Origin of the sequence: Kocuria marina, assembly GCF_000786655.1 — a bacterium.
Classification (GTDB): domain Bacteria; phylum Actinomycetota; class Actinomycetes; order Actinomycetales; family Micrococcaceae; genus Kocuria; species Kocuria marina_A.
Genome location: NZ_JROM01000046.1, coordinates 1 through 25,071, shown reverse-complemented (window position 1 = coordinate 25,071; position 25,071 = coordinate 1). Strand labels below are relative to the sequence as shown.

Below are 25,071 nucleotides of genomic sequence, written 5' to 3'. Positions count from 1 at the left end.
TTCCTCCCGCCTGAACACTCTTTAGTTTACTCGCGTTCAACGCTAGACACAAGTAGACTAGGAAGGTTTTTGCTGATGATTTTCTCCGCTCATGCCCCCTACTCCGGGACGGTTCCGGGGCTCTGACCTGTGGGGGCCATCCGTGTAGCCTGGCCCGTCGTCCTGATAGCTGGAAGCAGGATGTGTTTAGTGGAGCGGGGTCAGGGGTGCGCGCAGCGCATCGCGTAGCGACGCCGTAGGCGCCCTTGACGCCGTGGAACGGGCACATACAATTCCGCGTCAGGACGACGGACAGCGAAGGTGAGCTTCCCCTACAGGTTCTCGCGCACATAGTGAGGGGGGTCCGGCTGCCGGATCCCCCTCACCTACTTTGACATCTAGACGTCTAGACGTCTAGATGTCTAGATGTCTAGATGTCTAGACGTCTAAATGTCTAGACGGCCTGACTCCTCATATTCCCGAAGCACGCGCTCTATGGCTGCGACTACGACGGGGTTTACTTTGGTGTCCATCTCGACGGTGGCACGCTGGAGCTGCTTGTAAGTCTCCTGGGGCAGTCGAATGGTCAAACGGGCCCGGTCGTCAGTGGGTTTCTGGAATGTCTGATCCAGCCCCTCGACTGCTGGCTTCTGCTTTCTCTGAGCAGCTAGGCGCTCCTTGAAGTCGCTCATGCGGTCAGTGCCTCCTCAATCGTGGTCAGTACAGCGGTGTAGCCCCAAAGGTGTGAGGGTGTTTGACCCCATGCTTCCCGGAACGTGGACCTCTTGCGGATCGGCGGCAGCACGGGAATTTCTGCGGCTTCCAGCGTTTCCACAAGACCGCGGTACGCGCGCGTGCTGGTCTCCGCCGATGTGACCAACACGGCAACCGGTGCCACGCCGGTAAGCGCGTCGATGGTTGCCCATGTTCGATCCATGTCCGACATCGAGGCCATCGTGGGGATGATGACCAGATCGGCGGCTTCGGCGGCTGCCGTCAAGATTTGCGGGTTGCCGGGTGGGGTGTCGATGAAAACGTACTTGTCGCTTACCGGCCGTCGCATCGTTGCGATGTTGGCGGGCACCACGTCGAAGGATAGATCGGCGGCTTCTGCCCACCTCGTCGCTGATGCCTGTGGGTCGCTGTCCCACACTTCGGCCACGTGCCCGCGATTGGCGGCCACCTGGGCCAAGAACATGGCGGACGTGGTTTTGCCGCATCCACCTTTCGAGTTCAACAGAGCAATTTTCATGTGGCCTCCCGTGCTTATGGCGTCTGAATGTCAAGACGTCTTGCCGTCCTGACAGTTTGACATGTTGACGTCATGCGATCAAGACGTCAAGACGTCACTGCCCGGGGGGGGATAATCTAAAATGGATGCGTTTGCATATTGTGGTGCGTGGATCGTCAAAACGCGCCTGCGGTGCGTAGCCTTACGAGCTTGGGTGGAGATAGGCGACTAGCGCACGTTCTAACTGGTTGAGACGGGCAGATTGCAGATGGTGGAGAGTGGGGCGGCCGCGGCCGGGGAGCACATTGGTGCCCACCACTCCTTTGTCTTCCAAGAAGGCCATCTGCCGCGACAGGCTCTGCTCGGTGACCCCTAGCGCATCGCTGATCGCCGCACGTGTAGCGGGACCGGTGGAGAGATGGCTGAGGATGGCCACGCGCAGCGTGTTGCCAAGCACTTGCACGGCGGCATGAACCTCCTCGCTCTGACCAGGGATTTTCATCATGAAGGGCACCCTCCCAGTTTCTCATCACATGCAACGCCTAGAGGTTCGTGCAATTTGACAACAATACCGTGATAAAATGTTGTATAGCTTGCCGGTGAGGGTACAGGAGGTGATGAGGCATGGCTGAGTCTGGCAGCGGGGCAATGGGCAAGGGCGCCGGGGTAGTGGGCGGTCTCGGTTGTTTGATCGTCGCTGCGCTGATCGCTGTGGTCTTGGGCGTGCCTCTCCTCGTGGCGGTGCTGGCTGGCGGCATCGCCGGGCAGCTCAGCTTGGACGAAAGCGAAGGGTGCGCGGATGCCGTCTCTGCGAACGACGGTGGGAAGACCATCAACGTGCCCAAGGCGTTTCAGGAGCCCATCAAGAAGGCCGCGAAGGTATCCGGTCTCCCCGAGCAGACAGTGGCCGCTCAAATCAAGGCCGAGTCCAACTTCGACACGCAAGCGGGCTCAAAGGCGGGTGCCCAGGGGCCAGCGCAGTTCACCCCGGAAACGTGGGCTCTCTACGGTCAGGGTGGCGACATTCACGACATCGAGGACTCGATGGCGGCTTACGGCCGCTACATGAAGGCGCTGCGCGGGGAAGTGAAATCGTTGGCCGGGGATGACGCGAACAAACTCGTGCGGCTGACCCTTGCGGCGTACAACGCTGGCCCGGTGGCTGTACAGAAGGCCAAGGGCATTCCTCCATTCCAGGAGACGCAGGACTACGTCTCCAAGATCACAGGCTCCGCTCAGATGTCGTTCTCTGGCGAGTGTAAGGCGGTTGAGGGTGGCAAGTCGTGGAACGGTGATTTGGGCAAGGGGGAGTGGACAATACCGCTGCCCGGGGGTCAGTTCACGAGTGGGTACGGCGGGCGGAACGTGCCCGGCCTTCCCTCTTGGGCGCAGAACCATATGGGTGTGGACCTCAGCGCCGGGGGCGGTGCACCAATCATCGCCCCCATGGACATAACCGTGACGGGGACGCTTCCCAACGATCACTGTGTGATGGGGAAAATGGATTCCAAACCCGGGTTCCAAGTCGCGTTCTGCCACATGAAATCTCTAGATGTGAAGAAGGGCGAAAAGATCAAGCGCGGAAAACAAATTGGCGTCGAATCCGGATTTATGGGAGGTAACCCCAGTGGCGCAGCCGCTCACCTGCATTTCGAGATGTATAGGCCCAACTGTGGTGCCGGGAAAAATGGTGGCATGAACTTTCCTTATGACGGGTGCAATATCGACCCGGAACCGATTTTGAAGGAGAAGGGCGCATGGGTGAAATGAGACGGTTTGTTCCTCTTGCTTTGGTGCTGCTGTGCGCCACGGGATGCTCTGATGCCTCCGAACCGGAACCCGTAACGACCAGCGCAACGACGTCGGCCTCCACCACACGTGACCTCGCGGATGGCTCATGCCCGACGACCAGGAACGTGGATCGCTCGGACGCCTCCGCGACTGCGCGTGCCTACGCGAGCATCGGGCACTGCTGGGATTCAACTCTGGACGAGAACACGATGACGGGCGTGCTGCGCGCCAAAGACCTCATGAGCGTGTCCTGGTACGACCAGCAGAAGAAGGGTTCCGCGGCGCGCAACACACTGCAAGCGCAGTTCGGAAAGGCCGCGAAGCACGAAGGCTATTCGGTGCCAGAGGCAGCTCCCACAGCTGGGGATGTGGACCGGGACGTGGCTGCTGATAAGGCAGTGCGCGGCATCACCACCTCCTGGCATTGGAAGACTCGTGACGGTTCGACAGACATCCCAGGCGGTCGGGATCAGCAGATCATCTACCTGGAGAAACATGGCGGGCAATGGCTCGTCGTGGGTACGCAAACCACGACGACCGAGGAGCTGGACAAGGCATGAAGCTCATGAACAAGAGCAGCGCGGAAACTCGTAACGCCGTGAAAGTCCCGAGGTTCCCCGTCATCAGTCTGCGCGCTACGGCGGACCAGGTGATCGTGGAAGCCCCCGGGGTCTATGAAGAATTCGCTCGCGACGAGAACCAATCGCTGTTTGAGGTGGCAGAACCGGCCGCGTTGAAAGCATCGCAGACGCTTGGTCTGCGGGTGTGCAAAGTGGTCGCCACTGACGCGGCCGACGATGACGCCACGTTCGAGCTCGTCGCAGATGTCGATTTGGGGGAGCTGCAAGAACTGTCGTCCTACAACGGGGAACCGGGCCAGTACGAAGTGGTGGCGCATCCTGAACCGGAGAATCAACCCTGGTACGCACGTCTGGGAGGCGGACGGGATCGGGATCGTTACGGTGCTCGCGGTCGCGGGCCGCTGAATCGGCGGACGGCGGCATATGTGGCAACTGCGGGCTTGTTGGCGGTGGCAGTCGCGGTGCCTGTGTCCGGCGTGTTCCGTGACGAGCCGGAGGCTCAACCTGAGCCGTACCACGCGGCACCAGCACAGTTGCCGGTGCAAGCACCTCCAGGGTGGGGGACGTATGCCGGGTGGCACCAGAGCATCAACCAGCGCGCACAGCCGGTGATCTTCGATGATGTGCTGCTGGCGCCCGCGGGAAGAAAGATCAGTGCCCTTGACCCCAACACGGGCGAACCAAAGTGGAGCACGGACGCGGGCATGGAGGTCTCCGAGTTCGCTCCCATGACCGACACGTTGATCGCGGTCACAGACGGCAAGGCCGTGTCCCTGTTGGACACGTCCTCGCGGCAGGTCACCGCCACGTCGATGCCCAAGGACGGGCAGATCGAGTTTGGGTACGGCGACCCGGTGAAGATGACGCCCTCCTCGCCGGTGGTGCATGTGCTGACGGACAGCGGCGAGTGGATGAAACGAACCATGCCCGCGGGCTCGGAGATTGCTGGGGCGGCAAACGGTGCCGTGACGGCGGCGAGTACGGACGGCCCCTCAGCACGGGTGTGGTCGCTCACCGAAGACAGCGCCAAGCTGCCCAAGCCGGCCACCATCGCCGGCGTCGCCGGCAAGGACGGCAAGACCTCGCCTGTGGAATCGTGCACCGGCTCTTTCGACACCGTGCTGTGCCAGGCGAAGAAGGGAACGGCTACGGAGTGGTCCAGCTCCAAGGTGGGGCGAAAAGGCAGCGCCACCTCGATATCGCGGATTCACACCGCAGCCTTCAAGGGTTCGTCAGCGGCCGCGGCAACGGCCCCGGAAGTGGATCATTCCACGGGTTCGTTCCTGGCCCGCGGTATCTGGGTGACGAACGAGGCTCTCGTGCAGGTGGGTTCGGAAGCCCATATCGGCGGGGGGCGCGCGGTTCGGTCATCGCAGAAGGAGTCTGAGCTGCTGGACCCGAAGGGAAAGACCGTGGCCACGGGCACCAAGACGAAGGCGTATCCCGCGGCCGTGAGCAAGCAGAACACAGCGATTGTGGTAGCCGCTGATCCATCGGACCCTGCGGCCACCAGCGTGTACGGTCTGCCGACGAATCCGAAGGAGGGGGAGTAAGTGGCTGAGATACAGGGGGCAACGACGATGACAGCAAGGAAACGAGTGATGGCAGGGAAGAAGTCCCGCAGCAAGGATCGAGAGCCGACGATGCAAGAGCGGTCCAACCCGTTCGTCCGTCCAGTGACGACGGTAGAAGCCGAACCGGATTTGGACCGATCCCCGATTCTTGGGGACCAGCTCATGATGATGGGCGCTACGCACATGGTCTCGAACGACCATGAATCGGGGGAAGAAACCTACCGGGAAGCACCGGACGCCGAGCATCTGAATCTTGTTGGAGCTAGTGGGGGAGTGGGAGTCAGTACCATCGCCGCCGCGTGCTCGGATCGAGTGATCGACACTGGAGAGTCGGCCCCGGCGCAAGACGCTGCGAGTGTTGTCGTGGCCGCAGTGACGCGCCATTCACTTGCAGCTGCGGAGCGGCTGCGCGTCGATGACGCGGCGAACACCCTGCGGGGGTTGGTTCTGGTACACCACCGCAGACCCGAAGATGTCTCACCTGAGACCCGCAACTACGCCAAGCGTGTGGCACGCCTGTATCCCCGATCTTTCGAGGTCCGATATGAACGGCGATGGCCCGACGTTGACGGCCCCGTGACGGCTTCCTGGGCACATAAGCGGCGGTTCACCTACATGGTGAAAACGCTCAATGCCTGGGCCAACCCAGTACCCACCGCAGAAAAGGAGTGAGCAGTGCCCGCGTCTATGTACTCGACCAGCAACCCCGCACACCACCAGCACAAGGAGAACACCATGCCCTCAACCACCACCAAGAAGCACCGCCTCCCTGCCGCCGTTGCCCTCAGCTCCGCCCTCGTCGTGGGCGGCACCTCCCCGGCGTTGGCGATCGACGGCACGCCCACGCAACCCCCCGGGTTCGATTTCGTGACCACCCTCGTGGGCTGGGCTCTGTACATAGCGGCGTTCGTGCTGTTCATCTACTTCATCATCGGGATCGTCACGGCTGCCAAGGCCCGACGTTCTGGTGACCAGGAGATCACCGCTCCCCTCTGGCCGCTGCTGGGCGGCGCGGCGCTGACCGTCGTGGGCGTGGTCTGGCAGAACGTCGTGGGCATCTAAGCGCCGACCCACCAGCACATCCAGCGATGACAGAAGGAAACGACCAGTGAACAAGACGAAGACGCGCAACCGATCCGTGGCCGCCGTGACGGTGGGCCTTGCGAGCTTGCTGGCAGTGTCCGGGTGCAGCCATCAGCCCACGGAGGACTACGCCTATGCCTGCCAATCCGATCTTGACCACGGGGACACATCGTCTGTCAGCAAGAAGGCACCTGAGACGGACTCGTGGGCACCGGGCAAAGACGGGGTTCGCTACCCGGTGTCCGCGAAGTTCGGCGGCTGCCAAGACCTGAGTTCGGGGTGGAAGGTCGGACACGCGCACAACACGGCAGGGGCGTTGTTCGCCGCGACGGATTACCTGGCTGGACCCACCAAGGACGAGCAGAAGAACGTCTCGGAGGAAGACACCAAGAGTGTCTATGCCGCGGGCAAGGTGCGGGACCAGATCATCGCGGACGGCAAGAAGCCCAAGACACCCGCGCCGACGGGGGAGGGTTACGTAACAGAATCGCCGGGCAGCGAGGGCTCCGCGCAGCTGCGCGGGTACGAAATCCAGGAGGAGAGCGCCGACAAGGTGCACGTGCTCCTTTACGGGCAGTCGGACAGCGTTCTCAGCGGCACCTTCGGTCTCACGATGGTGTGGCAAGACGGTGACTGGAAGCTGGACCCCGTGTCTGCGGACAAGCCAATGGAGTTGCAGATGACCACCACATCTGACCCGGCCGTTACCTGGAGTGCCTGATGCCGGGGTGGCTCACAGATGGTATCGGGGGGCTCATTGAAAAGGGACTCGATGCAGCCATGCGATGGCTGCTCAAATCCCTTCTCGGCGCCCTGCAAGTAGTCCTCGACGGCATTTCCGAATGGTGGCTCGGTATCTCGGGACCGGGAATGGGCGAAGGCTCCCCAGCGGCCGCGGTTCAGAACAGCACCATCTACTTTGTGGCGGTTGCGGGGATCATTGGCACAGCGTTTGGCATCGTGCGAGTTGTAAGGACGCACTCAAAAGACGCCTCAGTAGACCTTGTGATGGCAATGTTCTCGACGGTAGCGGTAACCGCTATCGGTGGCACGGCCGCCACATATCTGCTGAAAGCTAGTGATGCAGTGTCTCCGTGGCTACTGAGTAACATCACTGGCCAAGGTGATGACGAACGCACATCGCTGTACACGATGCTCGCCATCATGCCCGGCGATCAAAGCGGAAAATTTGTTATTGGGCTCGCCATCGTCTCGGTGATTCTGGTTTTGGTGGCCGCCTTGGCCTCCGTAGTAAACGCGCTGTTCGTGATCTTTAGTTACGGCATGGTGGCTGTTCTCGTTGGTCTGCTGCCGATCTTCGCTGCGCAATCACAGACACAGGCAGGAAAAGAACGTTTCTGGAAGGTGATGGGTTGGATTTTCGCCGCGGTTCTTTACAAACCGACCGCGGCCATCATCTACGGTGTTGGTTCGCTGTGGATCAAGGGCATGGTGTCAGACGATCAAAAGGGTGATGCCTTTGCCGAATTGATTTCGCTCATCTCAGGCATGGTCGTCATCATCATGGCGTGTCTGGCACTGCCGGCGCTCATCAAGATTGTGACGGTGGCAACAACTGATCAGGCCCGTGGCGTAGGCGCGGGTGGGGCGATTGCAGCCGGTGCTGGTGCCATAGCTGTGGGCTCGTTGGGCCTCGCCGCGGCCGTGGGAGGCGGTGCTGCTACCGGCGCCAGTGCGGCATCAGCTGGTGGAGGCAGCGCCGGTCTTGGTAGTGCTGGCGCTGCTCTCGGTGGCGGCAGTGAGGGAGTAGCGACGGGTGGAGGCAACGCCCTCGGGGGAGCCTCCTCTATGTCGTCGGGCGGCGGGTCCAGTTCTCCGGGCGCTTCCCACCAAAGTGGGCCCTCGATGGGTTCCAGCGGGAGCCAGGAACGCGGCGGCTCGGCCTCCGCTTCGGATGCAGGGGCTGGCAGCCCAGCCTCGGGTGCTGCTTCGGCGTCCACCGCCGGTTCAGATTCACCGGCCACTGGGAGCAACGGGGCCAGTGGAAGCGGTGGGGCCACCAACAGCAGCGCCCCAGGCGGGACCTCGGGGAGTAGCGCGGCATCGGGATCAGTGGGCGAATCATCCCCCAGAGGTGAGTCCAGTGCCAGCGGCGGATCGGTTCCTGATTCCGGGTCTGGTGTCAGCTCCAGCGGAGGAGAGCACGCTAGCGCAGCTCCCGTTGGTGGTGGCGGAGGCGGTTCTGCCGCAGCGCCCACGGGATCGAGGGATTCGGGGAACGTGATGTCTCCGAATATGGCCCGCGCACTAGCCGAGGCAGGCAGGTTCACCGCGACGTCTGCCGGGCGACACATTCAAGACCTTGAAAATGTTGAACGCTAAGGACCGAGAGAACTCATGTCAGATCACGCGCAGCACCGCATCAGGATGTACGGAAACATTACTAGCCCACGCAAAGAAGGTGTGCTTGGGTTATCAGCTCTCGCTACCATCATCGGCGTTATTCTCGCCGTCTTGGTGTTCATAACCATGCCATTGGGGATTTGGGTTCAGACAGCCATCGTGGTTCTTGGTGTGGGTGTCATGATCGCCATTTCCTTAAACGGCCGACAGGGCCGTAAAAAGTTCGAGGAGCTGCTGGCAAAACACCACTTCAAGAAGGCAGAGAAAACAGGTTCCACGACCTACGCAGCCGGTCCCACATCTCAGCTGCCCTCCGGAGACTTTCCCCCGGTGGGAATTCTTGCCCGGACGGAATTGGTGGGAACGACACCTGCGGGAGCGAACACCGAAAGAGCCATGATCTGGAATCCCGCCAACCGAACAGGAACGGTGATTTTCAGCGTGCAGTCCCCGGGCATGGGTCTGCTGGATCAAGGGTCCATCGACCTCATGGTGGACCAATGGGGCATCTTCCAGCGCGAGGCGGGGGTGTCCTCATCGCTGGTCCAGGTCGCTGCAACCACACAGGCGACCCGTGACCCGGGGAACAGGTTGCCGGATGCCGTTCGAGTGACCAGGGAGCAGTCCCAGGTCCACGACATCCCGGAATTTGCCCGTGAGGCGATGGATGAGATTGTCCATGACCTGAACCAGGGCGTGCCGAAGATCGACCAGTGGGTGGCGGCCACGTTCACGGCGCGGCCGAACCGCGACGCCGGGACAGGCCCGCGGACCAAAGAAGACTTGGCGGAAGACATCTCCACGCTGCTGCCCGGGATGCTGGCTCAGCTCAAAGTCGCCTCTGGTGGCACCGTGAGCGTGCTGGGCATGGAGGATGTGGTTGACCAGGTTCACACCGCATATAACCCAGCGGTGGCACCTGCCGTCGAGACCGCCCGTTTGGCCGGTGAAGGTACAGGACTGACGTGGGGCGAGGTCGGTCCGACGAATGCGAAGCTCACGCCTGGCTGGTGGGAGCACGCTGGCTATTTCTCGAAGTCCTGGCAGATGTATCAGCCTCCCGCTGCGAATTTTCGTGAAACGGGGTTGGCGGGGCTGCTCTCAGCGCATGGAGTGTTCGAGCAGAAGCGTGTGACGCTGCTGTTTCGCCCGATGAGCCCGGGGATGTCGCAGAAGGCCGTGCAGGATCAGGTGACGAACGCCAGGTTCGGAAACAACCAGAAGGGCCAGAAGTCATCCCAGATCAAGCGGGTGGCGTTGGAGAAGGCAGAGTACAGCGAACGCGAGCAAGCCGAAGGCGCCGCGATGGTGCGTTTTGGGTTGGTGGTCACGGCGACAGTGGATGACCCCGCGAAGTTCCCCCGAGTCGAAGCGATTTTACGAGACCAGGCGGTGTCGGGCATCCAGTTGCGCTTACGAGACTGCGAATACTCGGATGATGCGGCCTTCGCGTTCGGGCTTGGCATCGGTTCGGTCCCCAAGGACTTCACCCGCTTGTCGAACACACTGCGTGAGAGCGTCTGAGAAGGAGAAGCACCGTGTCACTGGTAGACAAGTTGGTCGATGGGGTTGCCTTCGGCTGGGGAAAGAACAAAGACGGCCAGCAGAACGAGATGCTGGAAGCTCGGGAGAAGAAGGTCCCGACGCTGACAAAATATGGCTACGAACGCCCCGAGGGTGGCGCGTGCGGATGGGTTGAGGCACCTGTGGAGTATCAGGCCACCTCACGCCAGACGGCGGGCCTGTGGCCGTTCTGTGGGGCTGCTTCCTCACCATTGGTGGGTGCTCCCCTTGGACGCAACACGATCAACGGACAGATCACTTGCGGTGATCCAATCAGCCTGTACATCAAGGGCATTGTCTCGGCTCCGTCTGGTTTCATCATGGCCCTAAACGGACGCGGAAAATCGACCATCGCGGTTCGCTGGGCGCTGGCACTCATAGACGCCGGATTCTTGATCCTGGTGCTCGGTGACCTGAAGCCCGATTATGCCGGCGTCGTGAAGGAGACTGGCGGTCAAGTCCTCACGGTCGCGCCTGGCCTGTCTGCGATCAACCCGCTTGACGCCGGGCCTGCGTGGGCGCTGCTGGGGCAGCTTCCTCCGAAGATGCAGGCCGCCCAGCGGTCCGAGATTCACAACCGGCGCTTGAACACCCTGCGCGGTCTGGTGGAGCTTGCGCTGGGCGATGTTCTGACGGAAAAGAAGAACGAGGGCACCGTGCTCTCTATGGCGATCCGCCATGCCTCGGACAAGGCAGAAGCGGAGGACCGGCAGCCTTTGGTGTCCGACGTCCAGGACGTGCTGCGCGATCCTCCCAGAGACATCATCGACATGCTCGTCTTCGATCCGGAGCTGGAGGAGAACACGCGGAATCGAAAATACTTCGAGCTCACCGAAACACTCCAACGCGGTTTGAACTCCCTTGGCCCGGAAGGGCCGTTCGGTGATGTGTTCTGCCGTGAGACGTCGGAACCGATGCGCCTAGACCGCAGCGTTTCGTTCGATGTGTCAGCCATCGACGAAGCCAACGGAACGTTGCGCGCCGCTGTGCAGCTCGTGTGCTGGAGCTACGGACAAGCAGGGGCCTCGGCCTTGAAGGATTTAGCCTCGGAAGGTCTCATCCCAGAACGCCACCATCTGATGATTATGGACGAGCTGTGGCAGGTTCTCAGCGCGGACGAGCAGCTTGTGCACCGCGTAAACGCGTTGACCAAGCTCAACCGCACAAAGGGGTTGGGACAGGTTCTGATCACGCACAGCATGAAGGATCTACAGCTGTCCACGCCAGCGTTGACATCCATCGCTACGGGGTTCCTGGAACGGTCTTCGGTCAAGGTGTTCGGCGGGCTGGCTCGTAACGAGATGACGGACTTGACCCAGGTCGTTCCGATGTCCCAGAAGGAGCAAGACCTACTGGTTTCCTTGTCCGCGGAGGGGGGTGTTGATCCGAAAACGAACCGCACCTTGCCCCCGCCAGGCCGTGGCCGCTTTCTCTTGAAGCTTGGTGAGACCACAGGGAGCCCGTTCTACATGAACCTCACACGCAAGGAACGGCAAATCCACGACACCAACGAAGCATGGGCCAACAGTATGGCGGCACACCGGCTAGAACGGGAAATGGCATAAACTGCACCGGGCAAGGGGAAAACAATGTTCGACATCGCTTCGCTTCCAGCAATAGTCGCCCTGGTGGTTGTGATTCTGTGTGTTATAGCTGTAGCTGCTTGGTTCTGGCCCAACACAAAAAAGACCCCCGAGAAGATGGCGAACAAGCGACTCGGCAATAGGTCGTCATTCAGTCATTCTCAAACCGAGGCAAGAATCAAAGATGCTCGGACTAACCTGCACCCGGAGAGCGAGGGCATTGGGCCTGGGTTGAAGCTCGGCTCCGTAAACTCCAGTCCAATTTTTCAGGGATGGCGGCAGTGTAGTGTCCAAATACACGCGCCCGGGCGGGGCAAAACAACAACTCAAGTTGTGCCCCATGCGTTCGACGCTCCCGGCGCTCTTGTGATGACCTCCAACAAAGCTGATGGTGTTTGGGAGGTTTTCGCGGCGCGCATGTTCCACGGCAACGTGTGGATTTTCGATCCAACCAACATACTCGACCGCAAGGAGCCGAGCACCGATCATTTCAACATCATCGGCATGGTGCGGAACAGTATGGATGCTGAAAAGGTGGGGGCGATTTTCGAAGCTGCGACCCACGGGGAGGGCAGTAGAGAAGGAAACCCGAATGCCCATTTTGATCTGATGGGATCGAAAATCATTGGATCACTTTTGCTGGCCGCCAATGTCTCCGGCAAGAATGACCGCGATGTCTTCCGGTGGGCGATGACGACAGATGAGGACGAGCCAGCAGCGATCCTCGATGAACACGGCTTTGCGAACCAGGCGGCTACCTTGCGGGGCCTGAAACGGCAGCCAGTGGAGACCCGTGGATCAGTGTGGGCCACCGCTCAACGGTGTGCTTCGCCGTTCGAGCACGAGGACTACTTGGCCTCCATCCGCCCCGTGAACGATCAGCACCGTGTGTTCGATCCAGTGGCTTTCGCCACAAGTACCGACACCCTCATCTTGCTGGGCAGCCGAACAGCCGGCGCCACCTCCGCACTGGTGTCGAGCCTCGTGTGGGACGTATTCCGTAGCGCGCAAAGGGAGGCGCTGGCTGGCTCAAACGGGCGGCTGCGGGTGCCGTTGGTGATGGAATTAGACGAGGTGGGCAATACCGTAATTCTGCCCGAACTGCCAGAGTGGTATTCGTTCGCCGGGTCACTGGGAATTATCATCAGCTCGTACTTTCAATCGGTCTCCCAGGGTCGCAAACAGTTTGGCAAAGAGGGGATGAATGAACTTATCGGGGCCGCTTCTGTCTTGGTTTATGGCGGCGGTGGCACCGAGGAAGACTTCGTGTCGTCGTTGTCCAAGATAATCGGGCATTACGACCACAAGGTCACAAGTCATTCTTCTTCTTACAATGCGCGTTCTGGGCACGGGAGGAGTAGTTCAGATCAGATTCAGCGACGCGAGATTTTGTCTGCCGCTGATTTGGCGAACCTTTCACCCGGCACGATGTATGTACGCACAAGTGACGGTGGCGGGGGTATCGTGGCTTCGCATTACTGGTTCAAGGATGAACAACTGACGCAAAAGATAGAGCCCCGAATGCGGCGCTTGAAGATGGGACTCAAATCCACTGGACCCGGGGACAAGGATCTAATCGATGTCGGATAATTTGCCGGAAACTGAGAGCGTGGCGGCCGAGAGGGCCGAGGTTGAGCAGGAGCCCCCAAATTTTGGCGAGTGGATTCAAGCAACCCTGGCAATTATGGAGTACCCCGCAACACAAGGCGGGGTGTTCTGTCCGCAGTGGTGGGAGCACCCCGAAGCTGTGGCTCGGTTCAGGGCGCTGCACCAGCAGTACCTCGTGTCGCGCGATAAGGGCGAGATGTCTGACTGGTGGGTACATCACTGGGACTTGCACGCTAAGGCGCTGTTCGATCCACAGACTGGGGTATTCAGGGATTGCTCCGCGGGTCACCGACCGCGCGAAACACGCCGCATCTTGGACGTCACCGGGCAGGAGCTGGAGGCAGAGGGATTCCCTGCTGTTGCAGCGGACTGGGAACCGGGCTGGTACTGATCCCTTGCGCGTGGTTAGAGGCTTCGGCCGCGGCGGTGGGTCTGCTGGGCGTGGTGCTGTTGAACGCTGCGGGTAGTACGGGTGTCCGCGGTCTGGGAGGGCCGGGGCGCTCGTGCGGCCGCGGCCCGGCTGGTCTCCCGGGCATCGCCAGGACGTGTCCCGGCCGCGAGGTGGTGCTTGTCCATCGTGGCCTGGAGGTCGGTAGCTCGGGCCACCTGCTCGCCGTCCATCCGTGAGGTGCCCACGCGGGTGCGCGGGTTCTCGTCGCGGGCGGTGGCATAGTCTTGATAGGACTGCTCCCGCGTGGCCGTGGCCGTCTCCGCCTGGCGTTCGGCGGCCGCGGCCGCGGTCTCCGCGGTGGCCAGCTGCCCGCGGTCCTCGGTGACCTGGCTCTGGGCAGCGGTGTAGTCGTGGTGGTGCTCCAACCACTGCTCGTCGTCACGGCCCGGGGGAGTGTCCTGCCCGTACTGGTCCCGGTAGTCCCTCACGGCTTGCTGGTAGTCGGCTTCGCGGGCGGAACGGGTGAAGAAGTTCGCGGCCTCCACCCGGGCGGCGGCGGCCTCCACGGGGGCGTAGTCCGCCCGCGCGGTTTGGATCAGCTGCTGGGCGACGGTCTCGCGCTGGCCGGTGGAGTCCTGGACCTTCGCCCGTGCCGCTTCCAGGGCCTCGTGCGCGGTGTCGCGCTGGGCGTGGGCGTTCTGCTCGGCCTTGTAGTCGCGTTCCACGACATCCCACAGGTTTTCCACGGCTCGCGTCCTTTCCTCGGTGGTGACGGTCACCGCGACCTCGGCCGGGGTGGCCCTCTCGTGGTGGGTGCCCTCACTGGTGGCGGTGGCCGCGGTGGTCTCCACCTGCTCCGGGTCCGGGCCGGGTCTGTGCGAGAGCGCCCCGCGCTTGTGCACATCGGTGATCTGCCCCGCAAGGTACTGGCCGCGCTCGGACTCGGCGTACTGCTTCGGGATCGGTGTGTCTTCCGTGATCCGGTAGGTCTCCCGGTAGGCGTCCACTTCCCCGGCGACCCGGTACCACCGGGCGGCGTTGGTCGGGTTCGCGGGCACCTCACCCAACGCCTCAACCCACGTCGGTTTCTCGGCCGCGAGCTGCTTGCCGCGCAGCACCGCCAGTTCTCCGATGTCGGTGTGGTGGGCGTCCAGGATCGTGCGCATCGCCTCGGGGGTGTGCCGGTGATGGAGCCAGTAGGTGCCCGCGGTGTGCCCACTGATCCCGTGCGTGAGCGTGTCCAGCTTCTGGTCTGCCAGGGCGTGCCCGGTGGTGGGCAGGGCCGCGGCGCGGATCGCTTTCTCCTGGGCCAGTCCTTCGGCCAGGGTGCCCTCGGTTTCCGCCCGGGGGCGTTCCCCGCGCGCGGTTTCCTCCACGGCTTTCTGGGCGGGGGAGATGAACGCACGCCGGGACAGTTCCGCGTCGATGGAGGCCAGCTCCCACCGGCATTCCGCGGAGTCGTGGGCGGTAGCGCCCTCGGCCATCCCGGCCCGGCGTGAGCGTAGGTGCTCAGTGGTTTCCAGCGCGTGCGGGCGGGTGTGCCAGTTCGGGTCTTCCACCGCCGCAGCGGGCTTCTCGGTGGGTTTCTGCGCGGCGCGTGCGCGGGCGGTGGCTTCCAGTCGGTCCAGGTGCTCGTCGGGGATCGCCGCGAACGGCCGGGGTCCGGTGGTGTCGTGCAGCGTCTTGTTCTCGGCGCGCAGTCCCTTCACGCGCCAGTGCAGCACCGCGGCGTCATCGGCGGAGTCCGCGAAGTTCCGTTGGGAGTGCGCTCGTGCCAGCAGCGCGGCCGGTTCCAGGCCGGCCTCGGTGGCGTTGGCCAGTTCCGTGGCCAGCGCACCCCACGCCGGGGCTGCGCGCAGCTGCGCGGCGCGGGTGATCCCTACGGCTTCGATGGCGGCGTGTTCCATCGCCTGGGACCGGGCCTGGTCGGTGAGCGCGGTGTAGAGGCCCACACGTTCGGCCACGGACCGGTTCTCGGCCCGCAGCCGCCCCACCTGTTCGTGCACGGACAGGTTCGTTTCATAGGCGCCGGTGATGGAGTCCAGCACCTCATCGCGGGTGCTGTTCTCCCCGGTGACGACGTACAGGTGGTTGCCGAACTGCCCGCGGGTCGCACCCACGTAGGCCCCGGCCCGGTCGGTGGAGGCATCCAGCACGGTGTGGGCGGTGTCCACGGTCGCACCTTGGGCGCGGTTGATCGTGGCCGCGTAGCCCAGCTCCACGTTCTGGGTCACGTAGGCGGCGGGCACGGTGATCTTCCCGCCGTGGGTGGTGTGGGTTAGGGTCAGCGACCCGTCGTCGTGGACGCGGGCCACATCCCAGATGTCCCCGTTCTTCACGAAGTCCTTGCCCTGGTTCAGCGCCAGGGTCCGGTTGTTGCGCCGGGTCACCACCCGGTCCCCGGTGTAGATTGTGACGTCGGCCTCGGTGGTGGTGTGCGTGCTGGTCAGCAGCCGCCCCAGGTGCAGCGCACGGGCCTGTGCCATCTCGTTCAACGCCGCCACCTGGGCGTTGGTGGGGGCAATCATCATCGAGTTGCGCCCGGCCTCGGTGTCGGTGACCCACCCGGTGAACACCTCGCGCAGCACCGTGTCTTCCTCCCCGGCGCGCACCCGGCCGTTGGCCACGTACCAGTCGAACGGGCGGTCCTCCCCGGTGACGGGTGGCTCGCGCAACGCCAGGGACGCGGCGACCTCGGCCTCGTTCACCTGTCCCGGGTCGTTGGGGTTGCGGAAGCGGTAGACCTCTTCCAGTCGGGACAACGGCGCGGCGTTGTCGATCATCCGCAGCGCGCCCCCGGAACCGATGGCCGCCAGCTGCCGGTCATCACCAACACCACGGACCACGGCCCCGGCCGCTTCGGCGGTGGCCACCAGCTGGGCGAGTTTCGGAGTGGCGACCATCCCGATCTCGTCCACCATCAGCACATCCCCGACACCCAACGGGCTGCGCTCGGCCATCAGGAAGGCGTCCACGGTGGTGGCGGTGATCCCCATCGACTCGCCCATCACATCGGCGGCCGCAGCCGTCGGTGCGACCCCGAACACCTGGTGCCCCGAGGCGGTCGCGGTGTCCACCACGAGACGGGTCAGGGAGGTCTTACCGGCACCGGCCGGACCGATTCCCAGCGCCAGCAGCCGGTCACTGGTCACGAACTCACGCGCCATCCTCGCCTGCGCGTGCGAGAGCTGCGCGCCCGCCTCACGGGCGGCGGCCAACTGGCCGGTGAACACCTCGCCGGTGGCCGCGGGGATCACCTGTGAGGTGATCGCCGCGTCCAGCAGGTAGGTCTCGGAGGCGATGATCCCCTGAGAGGTGAACACCTCCCGGTTAGCGGTCTCATAGATGGAGGACCCGTCCGCGCGCCGCAGCTCACGGTCGGCGGGAAGGGCCACGTTCAGGCTTGGAGTCATCGACACCGACGCCGCTTTCACGGCCTCCACGGTGGCGGTGATGGCCTCATGGTCGGCGGTCGCGCCCCCGGTCGCCTCCCGGTAGTAGCGCAGCGTCTCGGCCTCGATGTTCGAGGCGCGCCAGGTGGAACGGGTGGCGGAGAGCCGGTCAATGATCGCGGCCACACGCTCGTGCTCGGGGGTCGCTTCCAGTGCCGCGGCGGCGACCGTGACCTCACCGGCGCGGGCTGTGGAAGCGGCGCGCAAGTGCTCGGCCAGGGCCTCACCGGTGGGCAGGTTCGGGGTCACGGTGGCGGCTTTGGACCGCCACGATTCGTTGAGCTGCGCCAAGGAGTGCGGGCCGTCTTTGGCCGGGCGGGTGGCCAAGGTCGCCTGCTGGGCCAAGGCGATGCGCTGCTTCGCGGTGGGCGCGTGGCCGTGGTCCGCGATGAACGCTGCTTCCACCTCAGCCAAGGTTTCCTTGATCGAGGTGGAGCGTGCGGAGAACGCGGCGACCTCACCACGGGTGATCCCGGCGAGCTCAAAAATCTGCTTCCCACGGGCTGGGGTGGGGACGAATTCCAGGCCCAGACGGTCGTGGATGTGGTGCATGATCCGCGAGTTGTACAGCTCGGAGGCGGCTACTCCGTACTGGTGGATCATCCGCCCATCGAGGGTGGACCACTTCCCATCAGTACCCTTGACCCGGTTGGCGAGAACGAGGTGATCGTGCAGGTTCGGGTCACCGTGGCGTGAGTCGTAGTGCCGGAACTTCGTGGCCACCAGGCCCCGGTCCGTGTCGATCTGCTCCACGCCACCGCGGCCGCGACGGGCGTAGATCGCGTGGTTCTCCAGGTAGGACACGACGTCTGCGATGGCCGCCTCATGCGCGGCTTCGATGCCGGTCCGCAGGTTCGCATCGCCCAAGCCCCAGGCCATCGACACGGATTTGGTGGGGGTGAACACGAGGTCGAAACCGGCCACTGACTGCTGCCGGGCAGTGGTGTTGTTGGCGATGAATGTTGCCAGCTCCACCCCGGAAGCGTCCCGGCCGTGGGTGTCGCGGAACATGGACCCGGCGACCCGGTTGCGTATCTCCTTGCGCTGTGCCTCGGTCGGGGGAGCGTCGTGGGTCTTGAAGTGCCGGCGGTGCTCCTCGTCCAGCGCACGGGTGAAGTCGTTGGCCGGTTCCTGCTTGTACTCACCCGGCTTCTTGCCCAGCCGGGTCGCGTCCTTCCAGTCCTCGTTGCCTTGCGCGATGGCCTCTTTACCGGCCGCGGTCGCCGCCTGGGATTGGGCCTTGGTCATCACATAGCCGTCGATGAATGCCTGTTCGTCGCCGGACTCGTGGGCGGCCGTGAAGCGCTCGAAGTTGCCCAGCTCGCGGTGACGGTCCAGCATCCGGTAGAACGACGAGCGGGTGGTCCCCAGCCCCTGGATCACATCCAGGTTCGGCTCTCCCGGCCGGTACTGGGACAGTGCCGTGTACGCCTCGCGGGCGTACTTCACGCGCACCGCTTCCTCGGTTTTGGTGCGTGCCGCGTTCTGCTGCTCGGTGAGCTGCGCCGGGTCGATGGGGGAGTAGCCGTCACCGTAAAGCGCATCCATCTGCGTCTCAGTCACTGCGCCTTCGACCCCGAAATGCGACACGCCGGAGCCAACCCACTGGCCCGGGGGCATCCCCGTCACTTGGTAGTAATCACCCAGCTCACGGTCCCCGGAGCGCAGCTGATCGCCCGAGGCCACCTCCTGCGAGTAGTAGAGGTGACCGTCGCCCGTGGAGAGCTTATGGACGGTCATCATGGGCACAAGAGTACGCGGATTCACGCGGTCTCACACGCTTAATCCCACCCTGGGTTACTGAGTGCAAGAGGTGTGACGTCTGATTGGTCCTGTGTCAGTGAGCGAGGCACGAGCGAGATGGCGCGGGCCAAGAGAAGTCCGGGCCTCTACTGATGCCCGCGATTGTGCCCATGAGGCCGGGCCGGTGGGCAGGGTCGGGGCCTGTCGCAGTGAGGAACGAACGGAGGCCGGCACCGGCGCTGTCCACGGGTGCGAGCTGTGCACAGGAGGTCGGAGGAGGAACGGGGGAGGGAACCTGTGTACAGCGTGCTGACTGGGTACAATCGACCCCACCAGCGCCGCCCCCGCGGAAGCGGGTGGGGCCGGTGACCGCTAGGTGAAGTTGAGGGAGAGACAGGGCATGGCAGCACCACGGAAGTCCGCGACGAAAACTGCGGCTCGGGAGAAAGCACGGGCGGCCGCGGCCGCCCGGTTGGAACGCGAGAAGAAGATCATGGCCGCCTCCGAGGCGTTCTTCGCCGCCACCCTCGCGGTGGAGGACGAAAAGGCCAAGCTGCGCGAGAAGATCGCGCAGCTCCAAGCCCAGGTGAAAGAACTCGACGGGCCCCGCCCGGAAGCAGCCGAACACGTGCGGAGCATGAAGGACGCCGGGCTGGCGAACAAGGAGATTGCGGAGCTGCTGGAGCTGTCCGCGGGGGAGGTTGGCCAGTACCTCAGGCTCGACGCCCCGCGCGCCGCTTTGTCTGAGTCGTCCAACCCGCCCGGTCACGATGCGTTTTCCGGTGGGGGCGCCCCCGATGAAGAAACACACGAAGACGCCGCGGTCTAAGCCCACGACGCTGCTCGACACCTGGAGTCGGGACTGGTTACGGGTGCGTGACGTGATCGGCCCCGGATACTTCGCAGAGCGCGCGTTCTCGCCAGGACTGGCGTATGCATTGGTGCTCGGGCTCTACGTAGGGTCGGGCTACCTTCATGGAACGGTCGCCGCTGCTGTGTCAGTTCTCACCGGAGCCGATTATGCGGACACCTACACCTACGAGGGGCTATGGCGCTCGGTGGGGTGGATTGCGCTGGCCGTGACGGTGTGGGTCATGGTCACCCGTCTGCTACTTCCCGCACCCACGAGCCGGCCACGTCATGTCACACAGCGTCGTGACGCAAAGCTCGCGCTGTTCCTCTACCCCGTCGCCACGTTGTTCGGGTTCGTCGTCGTGCGCCTTGTGGGTTCACTGCTGGGCTATGAACCGGGTTTCCCTTCGGCGGATCATCCCTCGACGGAGTACATCGCCACCTCGGTGGCTTCCTCGGCTGCTGCCGGGCCTCGCGAAGAAATTTTCTTGCTCGCGCTACCGGTGTTGCTGCTGCGGTGCGCGCACCGGGGCTGGACCGAGATTGTGGTGGTGCTCGCGGTGCTTCGCATCTCGTTCCACATCTACTACGGGATTGCGGTCATCGGGCTTCTGCCGTGGGCGGTGACCGCGGTTTTCCTCTTCCGCTACACACAATCGGTGTGGCCGCTGATCGCAGCACATTCCCTGTGGGACCTCGCTGCCTCGGCTCTGACGTTCGGGGGTGACCTTGGGGAAATGGCGCTGCTGTGGCCCATGATTGCCTTTGGTGGGTGCGCGTGGCTGCTGCTGGGTAAGGCCTCACGCGAACGTGAGCTGAGCAAACCGCTGAACGTCCCCGACACCCGCTGAATTGAGCCACGGGTCCCTCGCACTGCTGAACGGGCACGGGGGGCGAACCGCGGTGATAGGCGCTCGTAGACCTGCCTTTTCGTGCGGGGATGGTACAGGATGGGTTCTACACGGCGATAAGTCCTTGTCGCCGTCACAATCACTGAGGAGAGCCCTGATGACGTTCTACGTGTATGTCGACAACTCGAATCTGTGGATCGAGGGGATGCGCGTGAGCGCGGTCCGTAAAGGCATGGCCGCTTCCGCAGCCGAGGCCATGAGGAAGAACATCACGGACCGGTCGTGGACCTATGACTTCGGCAAGCTCTATCAGGCCATCTGCCCAGACACAGCGATGATCGGTCGCTCAATCCTCTTCGGTTCGCGCCCACCGAAAGATGACTCCATTTGGGAGCTCGCCCGCAGACAAGGTTTTGAGGTCAAGACCTATGACAGGAACGCGGGGAACAAGGAGAAGCAAGTCGATGCAGCCATCACCACAATGATGGTCGCGGACTCTTTCAAGCACATGAAGGACGGAGACGAAGTTGTGCTCGTCTCCGGTGACCGCGACTACCTGCCCCCAATCGAGGAGCTGCGTGACCGCGGATTCCCTACCACTGTGGTGTTTTGGGAACACGCAACGGGTAAGGAACTGAAGCAGGAGCCCGTGACCTACATGGCTTTAGACCCTCTGTTTGACTATCTCACCAAGACCCAGTAACCCCCCCCCCCCGGACGTCCCCGGTCTAGAACAAGGCTTGCTGCCCGGAAGTGACTCCGCGCAGCAGTGATCCCACGGCTTCGGGGTCGTAGCCGTGGGCTCGCACGTGATCGCGCAGCACGCGGGCTCTGTGTGCACGTTGCTGTTTGGTTTCGTGGCGGAAGAACGCCGCGGCCGCCTGCTTGTTGTGGTGCCCGCGTCGTGCCCGGTCGGCCATGTTGTCGAACGCGGTCCCCGCATACAGGTGAGACGTGGGGGCGTCCTCGGCGCGCACACAGAGCGGGTTGTCACAGGTGTGGCATACGTGGAACTCGTCTAACTCATCGAGGCCGCCGGTGAGCAGTGCCAGGGCGTAGCGGTGGGCGCGGATCATGCGCTGCCCGCCGGTGGCGGTGGGGGTCCAGAAGCGGCCGTATCCGTCGTCTCCGATGGCTCCGGTCCATATCCAGCAGTCGTGTGCCTCGGGGCCGGCAACGATCTTGGAGCGGAAGCGGGCCGCAGCGTTCTCGTCCATGCCACCAACTTAGCGGCGCTGTGCGATGGGTGGGGCGCTCAGGATTTTTTGGATAGAACCCTCCCGAACAGTCGCAGCTCGGTGGGCATCAAACTGATTGTGTCTGCATCAAGGGGCATCATGGCTGCTATGGACATTCAAGACACGAGTGACGTCATCCAGACCATGAACGAGTGCGCGGGGGGAGACCCGGAAACCTGGCGGATAGAGACCTTCCGTATGCATCGGTTGAGTGAGAAGCATGGGTATCAAGATGTCACGGTGGAAATTTGGGACCGTGGCTCCAAGATCACGCCGAGGTATCACGTCTCAGCGAAAACATCCGAAGGACAGCACTGCGCCGGCAACTCTGGTGATGATCTCAACGAAGTCATCCGGTTGGTTCATTGGTATGAACTGGATCGTTAAGGGGTGCGGTGGGGCGACACCTCCAGCGATCCGCCCATGACCGGTTGCTCCTGGGGATCAGCACGTCGAACGAATTGCTGACGACGCCTCCTGCGCCTTGGCCAGTTCCGCGCGGAACCAGGTGGGCATCGCGGTTTTCGTCTTCGCCTCGGCCGCGCGCTGCGCGACCTCGGCCGCCCGGGCCGCACGACGCGCGTCCTCGGCCGCCTGGCGTGCTCGCGCGGGGGGTTCTTGGCCGGTGATGGCGCGTTTGATCTGGTGCAGCAGCAACGCCCGGGGGTTCTTCTGGCTGTCCGGGGGCAGGGAGAGCAGCCCGAGGCCCTGGTGGTCTGCCTCCACGGCGTTCATGAGGTCTTGGGTGGTCCATTCCTCGGTCACTCCACAGGCCACTAGGCCACGGGAGAGGCCCATCAAGTGCCCGTTGCGCCCGCGGTCCAGCCACGGCATCCGCTGTACGAGCCTCGCGGTGATCTTCTGGACCCCCAGTGGGGGTGTTCGCCGCGTCAGCGGCGTGCTCTTCGGTTGGTCTTTGCTTGTACCGGCCGCGCGCAAGCGCGTGCTAGGTACCCGTCGAGATGTGCTGTGCCCGGAAGAGTTAACCCCACAGGGGTAGGGGTGCATGGCTCTGCACCTGGCGGGGATCGTGAGGCATCGGGTGGAGGCGAACCGGCGCTGCCGGGAACCGTGCTCACGGGTGGCAGCTTCGCGCTCCTCAGTGGTCATGTACCGGCCGCGCATAACCTCAACGGAGAATCCCAGATCGCGCAGCACGCGCCGTGCCCGGCGCACGGTGTCCACGCTGCATCCCAGGGCGCGGGCCACGGTGGCATGTGCGGTACGCACGTTGCGGCCGGTGGTGGTGTCGGCGGCTGCGGCGTCCATGCGTGCAACGCGGTAGACGGTGTGCGGGGCGGCGTGGTGCTTCTTCAGAACGTCGGCGGCGGTCTCACCGCTCAGCTCGGTCTCCAGCAGCTTCAACCAGCGCGAGCGGGTGGCCCAGCACAGGATACGTCCCTGAGTGCCGGCCTCGGGTTCCCGCGCCCAGGAGAAGCCCGTGCGCGGGTTCGGGGTATACAGCTCTGATGTGGGCCGACGATCCCGGCGACGGCGGCGTGTGGGCCGTATTGGCGTATGTACGGCAAGAGGACTGACTGCTAGACTAGGCACTACAACCCCCTTGTGGGGCTTGTAGCAACCTCCGGTAGAGGGCTTCAGGGTTCATCTACTTATCCAGTGGTTGTGTGGAACACCGGAGAACTTTGGTCGGTTGGACCGGTGTTCGAGGCTTAGAAGGCGGTCCCTACGGGGACCGCCTTCACTCGTTGGCGGGTGGATCTGGGAGCTGGTTGTACTGAGGCATGCCCACCTCGCGGGCCATGAGACTGGCGACCCACGCGGATTTGGTCAGGCCCTTTTCACGAGCTGCTTTCGCAGCCGCATGGTCAAGATCACGCGACACACTCACAGTGATACGCGGGCGACGTTCGCTCCCACGTGGCTGTGGAGTAATGCGCTCGGATGACATGCCTACCAGTATGACTTGGTGCTAGCAACATGTCCAGGATGTGCAGGCGCGTGTCGAAATTAGTCTTCGGTGGCCGCGTCGCGTATCCGGGTGATGGTCCAGCGGCTCACCCCGTGCAGCGCCGCGACGTCGGTCACGGACAGCCCGCCACGTAGCGCGGCCAGCGCGGCCGCGCGCGCCGCGGCGTCCATCTTCGGTGGGCGGCCGCCCACGCGGCCCTGTGCTCGTGCGTGTTCCAGTCCTACGCGGGTGCGCTCCCGAATAGTCTCTAGCTCCTGCTGCGCCAGGGCGGAGAGGATGCCCACCATCAGCCGCCCCTCGCGGGTGGCGGTGTCCAGGCCCATGTCCAGCAGCACCAGCCGCACGCCTTCCTCGTTCAGCTCGGCGGCGGTGTTAACGGTGTCGCGCATGGACCGGCCTAACCGGTCCAGGCGGGTGACCACCAGGGAATCGCCGTCGCGTAGGTAGCTGCGCGCGGCGTCCAGGCCGGGGCGGGTGGAGCGTGCGCCGCTGATGGTGTCTGTGAAGACGCGTTCACAACCTGCTGCCTCCAGGGCTGCGCGCTGGGCGTCTAGGTGTTGTGGGTCATGAGGTTCTTGTCGCGGGTGCGTCGATGAGATGAGGAACGGGCTCCTCGCCACAGGATGGAAGTTCCTACACCGTCCGTCCGTACGAGAGAGCCCGTTCATGACCCACCGTAATGCACCCCTGACCCCGACCGGCCGGCTGCGCATGGTGGCCCGTCACCTCGAGGACGGGATCCCCAAGGCCCACGTCGCCGCCGAATTCCACGTCAGCCGTCCGACGGTGTCCACCTGGGTGGCCCGCTACCTCGAAGACGGCGAGGATGGCCTGGCCGACCGGCCCTGCACCCCTGTCGGGAGTCCGTTCCGCACGGCCCCGGAGGTGGTGGAGCGCATCGACGCCCTGCGCCGGGGCCGGAAGTGGTCGGCCCGGCGCATCTGGCACCACCTGAGCGCCGGCGGCTACGACAACGACCCACAGGACGAGAAGGGCCCCGGGCCCTTCCACGCCCCCGTGACCATCGCGCTGCGCACCGTGGGCCGGTGGCTGGCCCGGCTGGGGATCTCCCGGTTGCGCGACCTCACCCCGGACGGAGAGGACTCCCGCCGGGTCCCGCGGCGGATCACCGCGCACTGGCCCGGGCACATGGTCCACCTGGATGTGAAGAAGGTCGGCAGGATTCCCTACGGCGGCGGGTGGCGTGCCCACGGCCGCGGCACGACCAAGGCCCTGGCAGCCAAACGCGGTCCC

General features: G+C 63.7%; 23 protein-coding genes. 16 read left to right on the top strand and 7 right to left on the bottom strand.

The window, feature by feature from the left end:
• Positions 1 to 425: 425 nt before the first annotated feature.
• From AS25_RS10935 to AS25_RS10925, 3 genes are all read right to left on the bottom strand, one after another.
• On the bottom strand, positions 426 to 671 hold the full coding sequence (locus tag AS25_RS10935) for a hypothetical protein (protein WP_035965079.1): 246 nt from the start codon (positions 669 to 671) through the stop codon (positions 426 to 428).
• Positions 668 to 1,231: a ParA family protein gene (locus tag AS25_RS10930; RefSeq protein WP_035965078.1), complete on the bottom strand. Its 564-nt coding sequence runs from the start codon at positions 1,229 to 1,231 to the stop codon at positions 668 to 670. Before AS25_RS10930 ends, AS25_RS10935 begins: the two co-directional genes overlap by 4 nt.
• 181 nt (positions 1,232 to 1,412) lie before the next feature.
• Positions 1,413 to 1,715 (bottom strand): ArsR/SmtB family transcription factor, encoded by a 303-nt coding sequence (locus AS25_RS10925; protein ID WP_253270560.1) that lies wholly within the window; start codon positions 1,713 to 1,715, stop codon positions 1,413 to 1,415.
• Between the two features lie 119 nt (positions 1,716 to 1,834).
• Here AS25_RS10925 and AS25_RS10920 point away from each other — a divergent pair, with 119 nt between their 5' ends.
• The 11 genes from AS25_RS10920 to AS25_RS13890 all read left to right on the top strand — a co-directional run bounded on the left by AS25_RS10920 (position 1,835) and on the right by AS25_RS13890 (position 13,748).
• The gene (locus AS25_RS10920) at positions 1,835 to 2,980 is read left to right on the top strand and encodes a peptidoglycan DD-metalloendopeptidase family protein (RefSeq protein WP_253270559.1); all 1,146 of its coding nucleotides are present in this window, start codon (positions 1,835 to 1,837) and stop codon (positions 2,978 to 2,980) included.
• Positions 2,968 to 3,561, top strand: a complete 594-nt coding sequence (locus AS25_RS10915) for a hypothetical protein (protein WP_156960968.1) — start codon at positions 2,968 to 2,970, stop codon at positions 3,559 to 3,561. The genes AS25_RS10920 and AS25_RS10915 overlap by 13 nt, the downstream gene beginning before the upstream one ends.
• On the top strand, positions 3,558 to 5,135 hold the full coding sequence (locus AS25_RS10910; RefSeq protein ID WP_035965075.1) for a PQQ-binding-like beta-propeller repeat protein: 1,578 nt from the start codon (positions 3,558 to 3,560) through the stop codon (positions 5,133 to 5,135). The genes AS25_RS10915 and AS25_RS10910 overlap by 4 nt, the downstream gene beginning before the upstream one ends.
• Complete coding sequence (locus AS25_RS14715) at positions 5,136 to 5,828, top strand: DUF6668 family protein (protein ID WP_156960967.1); 693 nt, start codon at positions 5,136 to 5,138, stop codon at positions 5,826 to 5,828. It abuts the gene before it with no gap.
• Between the two features lie 63 nt (positions 5,829 to 5,891).
• A complete protein-coding gene (locus tag AS25_RS10905; RefSeq protein ID WP_156960966.1) occupies positions 5,892 to 6,218 on the top strand; it encodes a hypothetical protein in 327 nt (108 codons plus the stop codon).
• 46 nt (positions 6,219 to 6,264) lie between these two features.
• Positions 6,265 to 6,960, top strand: coding sequence for a DUF8175 domain-containg protein (locus AS25_RS10900; RefSeq protein WP_035965073.1), 696 nt, complete (start codon positions 6,265 to 6,267; stop codon positions 6,958 to 6,960).
• A 59-nt stretch (positions 6,961 to 7,019) separates the two neighbouring features.
• On the top strand, positions 7,020 to 8,582 hold the full coding sequence (locus AS25_RS14710) for a hypothetical protein (RefSeq protein WP_156960965.1): 1,563 nt from the start codon (positions 7,020 to 7,022) through the stop codon (positions 8,580 to 8,582).
• Between the two features lie 15 nt (positions 8,583 to 8,597).
• Positions 8,598 to 10,127: an SCO6880 family protein gene (locus AS25_RS10890; protein WP_156960964.1), complete on the top strand. Its 1,530-nt coding sequence runs from the start codon at positions 8,598 to 8,600 to the stop codon at positions 10,125 to 10,127.
• 14 nt (positions 10,128 to 10,141) lie between these two features.
• Positions 10,142 to 11,731, top strand: coding sequence for a putative type IV secretion/conjugal transfer ATPase (locus AS25_RS10885; protein ID WP_052160936.1), 1,590 nt, complete (start codon positions 10,142 to 10,144; stop codon positions 11,729 to 11,731).
• 24 nt (positions 11,732 to 11,755) lie between these two features.
• A complete protein-coding gene (locus AS25_RS10880; protein WP_084118164.1) occupies positions 11,756 to 13,339 on the top strand; it encodes a type IV secretory system conjugative DNA transfer family protein in 1,584 nt (527 codons plus the stop codon).
• Complete coding sequence (locus AS25_RS13890; protein WP_052160935.1) at positions 13,329 to 13,748, top strand: DUF4913 domain-containing protein; 420 nt, start codon at positions 13,329 to 13,331, stop codon at positions 13,746 to 13,748. The genes AS25_RS10880 and AS25_RS13890 overlap by 11 nt, the downstream gene beginning before the upstream one ends.
• A gap of 14 nt (positions 13,749 to 13,762) precedes the next feature.
• Here AS25_RS13890 and mobF read toward each other — a convergent pair whose 3' ends face one another.
• Positions 13,763 to 18,943, bottom strand: coding sequence for a MobF family relaxase (mobF, locus tag AS25_RS10870; RefSeq protein ID WP_035965066.1), 5,181 nt, complete (start codon positions 18,941 to 18,943; stop codon positions 13,763 to 13,765).
• A gap of 400 nt (positions 18,944 to 19,343) precedes the next feature.
• Here mobF and AS25_RS10865 point away from each other — a divergent pair, with 400 nt between their 5' ends.
• The 3 genes from AS25_RS10865 (at position 19,344) to AS25_RS10855 (ending at position 21,349) form a co-directional block, all read left to right on the top strand.
• Complete coding sequence (locus AS25_RS10865; protein WP_156960963.1) at positions 19,344 to 19,772, top strand: hypothetical protein; 429 nt, start codon at positions 19,344 to 19,346, stop codon at positions 19,770 to 19,772.
• Positions 19,741 to 20,646, top strand: coding sequence for a CPBP family intramembrane glutamic endopeptidase (locus AS25_RS10860; RefSeq protein WP_172644445.1), 906 nt, complete (start codon positions 19,741 to 19,743; stop codon positions 20,644 to 20,646). The genes AS25_RS10865 and AS25_RS10860 overlap by 32 nt, the downstream gene beginning before the upstream one ends.
• A 157-nt stretch (positions 20,647 to 20,803) precedes the next feature.
• Positions 20,804 to 21,349, top strand: a complete 546-nt coding sequence (locus AS25_RS10855; RefSeq protein WP_035965061.1) for an NYN domain-containing protein — start codon at positions 20,804 to 20,806, stop codon at positions 21,347 to 21,349.
• 25 nt (positions 21,350 to 21,374) lie between these two features.
• On the opposite strand, the gene AS25_RS10850 is transcribed toward AS25_RS10855, so the two are convergent.
• Positions 21,375 to 21,863 (bottom strand): hypothetical protein, encoded by a 489-nt coding sequence (locus tag AS25_RS10850; RefSeq protein ID WP_035965059.1) that lies wholly within the window; start codon positions 21,861 to 21,863, stop codon positions 21,375 to 21,377.
• A gap of 81 nt (positions 21,864 to 21,944) precedes the next feature.
• On the opposite strand from AS25_RS10850, the gene AS25_RS14705 reads away from it, so the two are divergent.
• On the top strand, positions 21,945 to 22,271 hold the full coding sequence (locus AS25_RS14705; RefSeq protein WP_156960961.1) for a hypothetical protein: 327 nt from the start codon (positions 21,945 to 21,947) through the stop codon (positions 22,269 to 22,271).
• A gap of 57 nt (positions 22,272 to 22,328) precedes the next feature.
• Here the strand turns inward: AS25_RS14705 and AS25_RS13885 are convergent, their stop codons facing one another.
• Together AS25_RS13885 and AS25_RS10840 are read right to left on the bottom strand one after the other, a co-directional pair.
• Entirely contained in the window at positions 22,329 to 23,249 is a 921-nt protein-coding gene (locus tag AS25_RS13885) for a helix-turn-helix domain-containing protein (protein WP_052160934.1), read from the bottom strand.
• Positions 23,250 to 23,855: 606 nt separating this feature from the next.
• The gene (locus AS25_RS10840; RefSeq protein WP_084118163.1) at positions 23,856 to 24,485 is read right to left on the bottom strand and encodes a recombinase family protein; all 630 of its coding nucleotides are present in this window, start codon (positions 24,483 to 24,485) and stop codon (positions 23,856 to 23,858) included.
• On the opposite strand from AS25_RS10840, the gene AS25_RS10835 reads away from it, so the two are divergent.
• Positions 24,484 to 25,071: helix-turn-helix domain-containing protein (locus AS25_RS10835; protein WP_035965081.1), on the top strand; the 588-nt coding region annotated here is incomplete at its 3' end. The genes AS25_RS10840 and AS25_RS10835 overlap by 2 nt on opposite strands.